At 75.2% G+C, this 7194-nt stretch carries 7 protein-coding genes; 3 read left to right on the top strand and 4 right to left on the bottom strand.

The window, feature by feature from the left end; genetic code table 11:
- Positions 1-356 precede the first annotated feature (356 nt).
- The 3 genes from AB0L34_RS32010 to mshA all read right to left on the bottom strand — a co-directional run bounded on the left by AB0L34_RS32010 (position 357) and on the right by mshA (position 3405).
- On the bottom strand, positions 357-1205 hold the full coding sequence (locus AB0L34_RS32010; RefSeq protein WP_363709191.1) for a hypothetical protein: 849 nt from the start codon (positions 1203-1205) through the stop codon (positions 357-359).
- Positions 1206-1396: 191 nt separating this feature from the next.
- Entirely contained in the window at positions 1397-1975 is a 579-nt protein-coding gene (locus AB0L34_RS32005; protein WP_363709189.1) for a YbjN domain-containing protein, read from the bottom strand.
- A 74-nt stretch (positions 1976-2049) separates the two neighbouring features.
- Positions 2050-3405: a D-inositol-3-phosphate glycosyltransferase gene (gene mshA / locus AB0L34_RS32000; protein ID WP_363709187.1), complete on the bottom strand. Its 1356-nt coding sequence runs from the start codon at positions 3403-3405 to the stop codon at positions 2050-2052.
- 182 nt (positions 3406-3587) lie between these two features.
- Here mshA and AB0L34_RS31995 point away from each other — a divergent pair, with 182 nt between their 5' ends.
- Positions 3588-4352: an SDR family NAD(P)-dependent oxidoreductase gene (locus tag AB0L34_RS31995; protein ID WP_363709185.1), complete on the top strand. Its 765-nt coding sequence runs from the start codon at positions 3588-3590 to the stop codon at positions 4350-4352.
- A gap of 18 nt (positions 4353-4370) precedes the next feature.
- Positions 4371-5168, top strand: coding sequence for a class I SAM-dependent methyltransferase (locus AB0L34_RS31990; RefSeq protein WP_363709183.1), 798 nt, complete (start codon positions 4371-4373; stop codon positions 5166-5168).
- A gap of 25 nt (positions 5169-5193) precedes the next feature.
- Here the strand turns inward: AB0L34_RS31990 and AB0L34_RS31985 are convergent, their stop codons facing one another.
- Positions 5194-6285, bottom strand: coding sequence for a UDP-N-acetylmuramate dehydrogenase (locus AB0L34_RS31985; protein WP_363709181.1), 1092 nt, complete (start codon positions 6283-6285; stop codon positions 5194-5196).
- Between the two features lie 70 nt (positions 6286-6355).
- On the opposite strand from AB0L34_RS31985, the gene AB0L34_RS31980 reads away from it, so the two are divergent.
- Positions 6356-7117, top strand: a complete 762-nt coding sequence (locus AB0L34_RS31980) for a maleylpyruvate isomerase family mycothiol-dependent enzyme (protein WP_363709179.1) — start codon at positions 6356-6358, stop codon at positions 7115-7117.
- The last annotated feature ends 77 nt before the right edge of the window (positions 7118-7194 follow it).

Below are 7194 nucleotides of genomic sequence, written 5' to 3'. Positions count from 1 at the left end.
ACGACCTGTGGTCGTGATGGGCGCTCGCACGGTATGACCGGCGGCGGCGGGCGATACCCACCCCCGTAGGCGTCGCCCGCTCGCGCCGCCGGTCCAAACAGGTGGCCACCGTCCCCCAACGGTGTTGTTCCACCCGTCCCCTGCGCCTCGCTCGGTGCACGGATCTGATCGATCCGCCGCTCCCCCGAACGTTTCCGAGCGTGGCGCGGTGCAATAAAGTTAGTTCGCCCGGATTCCCGATTCAAGCTGGATCGGCTGTCTCGCCGGTCACAGCACCCGGTGTCCCACCCGGATGTCGCCGCCTCGGTCCTCCGTCGTCCAACAGCGGATACCCGTCGGCCATTCCCCCAAACACGTCAGGCGTCCTCACGATCCGGGGATTCCGTACGGAAGAAGTTGCTGGGCCGGCCGTCGCGGAGCTGCTCCTGGTAGATCAGGTTCAGCTTGCGATCGTCGAAGGTGCGGAACCACTCGTCCCAGGTGATCTCGCGTATCCGGCTGCTCTCCCGGTAGCCCGGGATGTTGAACGTGAGCACGCCGGCCCGGCCCTCCCGCTCGGTGCCCGCGATCGTCGCCGGCTTCGCGCCGCGCTCCTGCGCCCAGCGCCGGATCACGTCGTGGTTCGCGGTGACCAGACTGCGGCCGGGGCGCTCGGGCCGGTCGGCGGTCGAGGTGATCACCTGCGAGGAACGCACCGACCGCGAGGAGGCGCGGCCGGCCCGGACCGGGGTCGCCTTCGTCGCCGTACCGCCGCGTGCCAAGCCGGCCCGCGACGACGCCGGCGCGGACTTCCTCGCCGCCGTGGTCTTCCGGGCCGGCGCGGCCTTCTTCGCGGGCGCGGTCTTCTTCGCCGCCGCCTTCTTGGCGGGGGCCGCCTTCTTGGCGGGAGCCGCCTTCGCGGCGGCCTTCCGGGCCGGGGCCTTCTTGGCCGGCGCGGTCTTGTTCGCGGCCTTCGCCCGGCTCGGGGCGGCCTTGCCCGCGGCCCGGCCGGCAGCCGCCTTCTTCGTGGCGGCGGCCCGGCCGGCAGCCGCCTTCGTCCCCGTCGCGCGGCCGGCGGGCCCGGTGCTGCGGCGGGCGGCGCCACCCGCGGGGCGCTCCGCACGCAGGGTCCGCACCAGCGTCTTCACCAGTTCCGGCTTGCGCAGCGCGGAGATCCCGGAGACCCCGCGCCGGCGCAACTGCCCCCGGATCTCGTCCACCTTCATCCGCGAGATGTCGGACTCGGAGATCCCCGGCGTGTTCGGGGTCTGGTTGCCCGCCTGCCGTTTCGTCCTGGTCGCAGTCCCGCCGCGACCTGAGCTGTTCCGCTGAGCCATGGGACGCTCACGCTCCTCGACAGTTGGTCCTCGGCGCGCGGCGGGTCCCAAGTGCCGCGCCGCGCGGTGCGGCATACCCGTCAGGACCGGTCCGAACCTCCCGCCGGGGCACCCGCACCGGGAGCGCCGCCTCCGGTGCCGGCGGTCCCCGCGCCGGCGGCGGCCGGGGACGGCTCGAAGAGGTGCGCGAACGCCGCGAGGTTCGCGGTGGATTCGCCCCGCTTGACCCGCCACTCCCACTCCCGGCGGATCGAGCTGCCGAAGCCGATCTCCAGCATCGTGTCGAAGGACTCGTCGGAGTACGTCAGCACCGCGCCGAGCAGCCGGTCCAGCTCGTCGGCGTCGACCCCCGCCGGGTTGACCCGGCCGGTCAGGTAGACGTCGCCGACCGCGTCGACGGAGAAGGACACGCCGTACATCCGGGCGTTGCGTCGCAGCAGCCAGGCCCACAGCTCCTCGCGCCGCTCGTCCGGCTGGCGCATCACGAACGCCTCGATCCGCAGCGCGTGTTCACCGACGATCAGGTTGCAGACCGTCTTCAGCTTGTGGGTGCCCGGCAGCGTGACCGCGTACGAGCCCGGGCCGGTCGACTCCCAGGCCAGCTCCCGCTCGTCGCAGACCGCCTCGATCAGGGCCGCCAGATCGTCCTTCGCGCTCATCGGCCCACTCTACGGCCGCCCACGCCCCGGCACGGGAGTGGCGGCGGACGGCCCGCCACCGGCGACCGGGCCGGTCACCAGGAGCAGGACATCGCCGCGTCGCCGGCCAGCTCGGAGGCGAGCCGGGCCCGGTGGTCGGCGATCGCCTCGCCGTAGACGGCGAGCAGCCCCGAGGCCGTCCGCTGCCAGGAGAACGCGCGGGCGTGCCGGGCCGCGCCCCGGGACAGCTCGGCCCGGCGTAGCCGGTCGGGCAGCAGGCGGCCGAGCGTACGGGCCCAGTCGACCGGGTCGTGGCCGTCGACGAGCAGGCCGCTGACCTGGTCCCGGACCGCGGTCACCAGCCCGCCGACGGCGGCGGCCACCACCGGCGTGCCGCAGGCCTGGGCCTCCAGCGCCACCAGCCCGAAGGACTCGTTGTGCGACGGCACCGCCACCAGGTCGGCCGCCCGGTACAGGGCGGGCAGGTCGTCGCCCGTCTGCGGCGGCAGGAACCGCACCCGGTCGGCGACGCCGAGCGAGGCGGCCAGCTCCATCAGGGCGGTCGGCCGGTCCAGGCCGCTGCCGCTGGGGCCGCCACAGATCACCACGGTCACCTCGTCGGCGAGCGCCGGGTCGCGCTCGCGCAGCGCGGCCACCGCGCGGACGAGCACGTCCGGGGCCTTCAGCGGCTGGATGCGGCCGACGAAGGCCACCACGTACCCGGTGGCGGGCAGCCCGAGCCGGCGGCGGGCGGCGCGCTTGTGCCCCTCGGGGGCGGGGCGGAACCGGTCCAGGTCCACGCCGGGCTCGACGATCGCCACCTGGGTCGGGTCCGCGTCGTACCGGTCGATCAGGTCCCGGGCCTCGACCGCGGTGTTCGCGACGAGCCGGTCGGCCTCGGCGACCACCTGCTCCTCGCCGATGACGCGGGCCTTGGGTTCCGGCCGGTCCCCGGCGGCGAGCTGGGCGTTCTTGACCTTCGCCAGGGTGTGCGCGGTGTGCACCAGCGGCACGCCCCAGCGTTCCTTGGCCAGCCAGCCGACCTGGCCGGAGAGCCAGTAGTGGGAGTGGATCAGGTCGTAGTGGCCCGGTGGGCGGGACGCCTCGGCGCGCAGCACGCCGGCGGTGAAGGCGCAGAGCTGACCCGGCAGCTCCTCCTTCGTGAGCCCTTCGAGCGGGCCGGCGGTGACGTGCCGGACGTGCACGCCGGGGGCCGTCTCGACGACCGGGGGCAGGTCGCCGGAGGTCGCCCGGGTGAAGATCTCCACCTCGACGTCCGCCTCGGCGAGCCGCCGCGCGACCTCCAGGATGTAGACGTTCATGCCGCCCGCGTCGCCGGTGCCCGGCTGGTGCAGGGGCGAGGTGTGCACCGAGAGCGTGGCGATCCGCCGGGGGCGGGGCCACGGACGCGCACCGCGCTGACGACCCACACCGGTGTGCACTTCCGCCACGTCCGCTCCCTCTGTCACGGTTTATGCCGTCCCGCACGCCCGGCGCTTTTCGGACAACGTCCTCGCCGGATGTCATCTTCCCGATCCCGCCCCGCTGATGCGCGGGGGCGACCCCCGGGCGTGACGGACCTCATCACCGCGCCGGGGGCGCCCGGCGCGGCCGGCCGGGTGAGAATGGCCGGATGACCTCTGTCGCCGTCGTCACCGGAGCGTCCAGCGGGATCGGCGCGGCCACCGCCCGCCGGCTCGCCGCCGAGGGTTTCCACGTGCTCGCCGCCGCGCGGCGTACCGACCGGTTGGCCGGACTGATCGCGGAGATCGAGGCAGCGGGGGGCGCGGCCACCGCCGTGCCCTGCGACGTCACCTCCGACGAGTCGGTGGCCGGGCTCGCCGAGGCCGCGGCCGCTGCGCCGGGGCCGGTCACCCTGCTGGTCAACAACGCCGGCGGCGCGCGTGGCATGGACCCGGTCGAGTCCGGGTCGGTCGGCGACTGGCAGTGGATGTACGACGTCAACGTGCTCGGCACGCTGCGCGTCACCCAGGCGTTGCTGCCCGCGCTGGAGGCGTCCGGGGCCGGCACCATCGTGATCGTCTCCTCGACCGCCGGCCTCACCGTCTACGAGGGCGGTGGCGGCTACACCGCCGCCAAGCACGCGCAGACGGCCGTCGCCGGCACCCTGCGCCTGGAGTTGTGCGGCCGCCCGGTCCGGGTGGTGGAGATCGACCCCGGCATGGTGAAGACCGACGAGTTCGGGCTGGTGCGCTTCGGCGGGGACGCCGAGAAGGCGGCGGCGGTCTACGCCGGGGTCGCCGAGCCGCTGGTCGCCGAGGACGTCGCCGACTGCGTCGCCTGGTGCGCGACCCGCCCGCAGCACGTCAACGTCGACCGCCTCGTGGTGCGCCCGCTGGCGCAGGCCGCCCAGCACAAGGTGCACCGGGTCGGCTGAGCCGGGGGGCGGTCGACGATGGCGGGCACGGCGCGGCACCGGCCGCTCGGCGTGGTGACCCGGGGGACGACCAACCCCAACCGGCTCCGCCGGGTGGACAACTGGATCGTCGAGACCTGCGGGGAGGCGCTGCGCGACGCCGCCGACCCGCTGGTGGTGGACCTCGGCTACGGCGCCACCCCGGTCACCGCCGTCGAGTTGCGCGCCCGGCTCGCCGCCGGGGTCCGCGCCGACGTGCGGGTGGTCGGGCTGGAGATCGATCCCGTCCGCGTGGCCGCCGCCCAGCCCGCCGCCGACCCGCCCCGGCTGACGTTCGCCCGGGGCGGGTTCGAGCTGGCCGGGCTGCGTCCCGCACTGGTCCGCGCGTTCAACGTCCTGCGCCAGTACGACGAGCGCGAGGTGGCCGACGCCTGGCGGACGATGACCGCCGCGCTGGCCCCGGGCGGGCTGCTGGTGGAGGGCACCTGCGACGAGCTGGGCCGGCTCGGCGGCTGGGTGCTGCTCGACGCGGACGGCCCCCGGACGCTCACCCTGGCCACGAGGCTCACCACCCTGGGCACCCCGGCGGAACTGGCCGAACGGCTGCCCAAGGCGCTCATCCACCGCAACGTCCCCGGCGAGCGGATCCACGACCTGATCGGGGCGCTCGACGACGCCTGGCACGCCGCCGCCGGCTACGCCCCGTTCGGCCCCCGCCAGCGCTGGCTCCACGCGGTGTCCGCCGTACGGGCGTCGGGCTGGCCGATCCTCGACGGCCCCCGCCGCTGGCGCCACGGCGAACTCACCCTCCCCTGGCCCGCCGTCTCCCCCACCTGACCGCGCCAGCCGCCGGGGGCGCGCATCAGATGGTGCAGTTGACGAGGACGGGTTCGGGGTGGAGGGTGACGCCGAAGCGGCGGTGGACGCCGTCGCGGATCTCCCGGGCCAGCTCGACCAGGGCGGCGGTGCTGGCGGTGCCGCCGCGGTTGGTCAGGGCGAGGGTGTGCTTGCCGGAGATGGCGGTGCCCTCCGGGCCCGGGTGGCCCTTGCCGAAGCCGGCCTTGTCGATCAGCCAGGCCGCGCTGATCTTCACCATGTCCCCCGGGCAGGGCCACGACGGCGGCTCGCCCAGGTCGGCGGCGCGCTCGCGCAGCAGCTCGTACGCCGCGCGGTCCAGCACCGGGTTGGTGAAGAACGAGCCGACCGACCGGGTGTCCGGGTCGGCCGCGTCGAGCACCATGCCCTTGCCGGCGCGCAGCCGCAGCACCGTGGCCCGGGCGTCGGCCAGCGGCACCCGGTCCCCCACCTCCACGCCGAGCGCCCGGGCCAGCTCGGCGTAGCGCACCGGGCCGGACAGCGGCGAGCGGGCCAGCCGGAAGTCGACCGACAGCACCACCCAGCGGTCGCTGTACTTGAAGATGCTGGAGCGGTAGGCGAAGCCGCAGTCGGCGGCGGCGATCCGCCCGACCGTCCCGTCGACCCGGTCGTGGACCCGCACGCCGGTGATGGTCTCGGCGACCTCCTGCCCGTACGCGCCGACGTTCTGGATCGGGGTGGCTCCGGTCGAGCCGGGGATGCCGGAGAGGCACTCCAGACCGGACCAGCCGTTGGCCACGGTGGCGGCGACCAGGTCGTCCCAGGGCTCGCCGGCCTCGACGCGTACGGTGACCGTCGCGGCGTCCTCGTCGACCACCTGGAGGCCCCGGGAGCGGACCAGGACCACGGTGCCGGGGAAGCCGGCGTCGCCGATCACCACGTTGCTGCCGCCGGCGAGGACCAGGACCGGCTCGTCCCGTTCGCCCGCCTCCCGCACCGCCCGGACGATCTCGTCCGCGTCGGTGCCGGCCACGACGCGTCCGGCCGGTCCTCCCAGGCGCAATGTGGTGTATCGCGCCAGTTCGCACGTAGCGGCGGGTTCGGTGCCGGTTGTCGGCTGGGCGTAGACGTCAGACACGCCTTTCACCCTAGGCTGAGGGGTAGCCGCGGCGCCCACTGGTGGCCCGGTCACCCCCGGGAGGATGGCGATGAGCAGACTGCACGGCACGAAGGACTTCTGGATCGGTGCGCTCCGGGCGGAGGGCCCGGCGTTCGCCGCGGCCGTGGCGGAGGCGCCACCGGAGACCCCGGTGCTGTCCTGTCCCGGCTGGACCGTCGCCGACCTGACTCTGCACCTCGCCGCCATCTACCGCTGGGTGCGCTCGTTCGCGGGGGCCGGCGCGGCCACCCGGCCGCCGGGCCGGCCCGAGCGGATCGAGCCGGAGGCCGGCGTCGCCCCGCTCCGGCTCTGGCAGCAGGAGTACGACCAGCTGATGTCCCTCTTCGACGCCCTCGACCCGGAGGCCCCGGCCTGGAACTGGGCCCCCCAGCCGAAGAAGGCGGGCTTCTGGCCGCGCCGGATGGCGCACGAGACCGCGGTGCACCGCTGGGACGCCCAGCTGGCGATCGCCGCCGGTGAGCCGGTCGAGGCCAAGCTCGCCGCCGACGGCGTGAGCGAGGTGCTGGACACCTGGCTGCCCGCCGGCCGGCGCCGCACCGCCGGCCAGTGGCACGGGGTGGTGCGGCTCTCCGCGGTCGACGCCGCCCAGCAGTGGTTCCTCCGGCTGCGCGGCGAGGGGGTGGCCCTGCTGGACACCGCCACCATCTTCGACCACGACGACCACCACGCCCGGGCGCAGGTCAGCGGCACGGCGAGCGACCTGCTGCTCGCGCTCTGGGGCCGGGTCAGCTTCGACACGCTCGACGTGGCCGGCGATCCCACCCTGCTCGAGGGTCTGCGCGTCGGCTGACCTCCACGCGGAGCCGGGGCCCGAGGGCTCCGCGCGGTCCCGCCGCACGTCCGACAGTGGCCGCCCCCGGGACGGGG

The sequence above is a fragment of the Micromonospora sp. NPDC052213 genome (assembly GCF_040679695.1).
Classification (GTDB): domain Bacteria; phylum Actinomycetota; class Actinomycetes; order Mycobacteriales; family Micromonosporaceae; genus Micromonospora.
The sequence above is the reverse complement of the archived record's forward strand: the minus strand, read 5'-3'. Positions and strand labels throughout refer to the sequence as shown.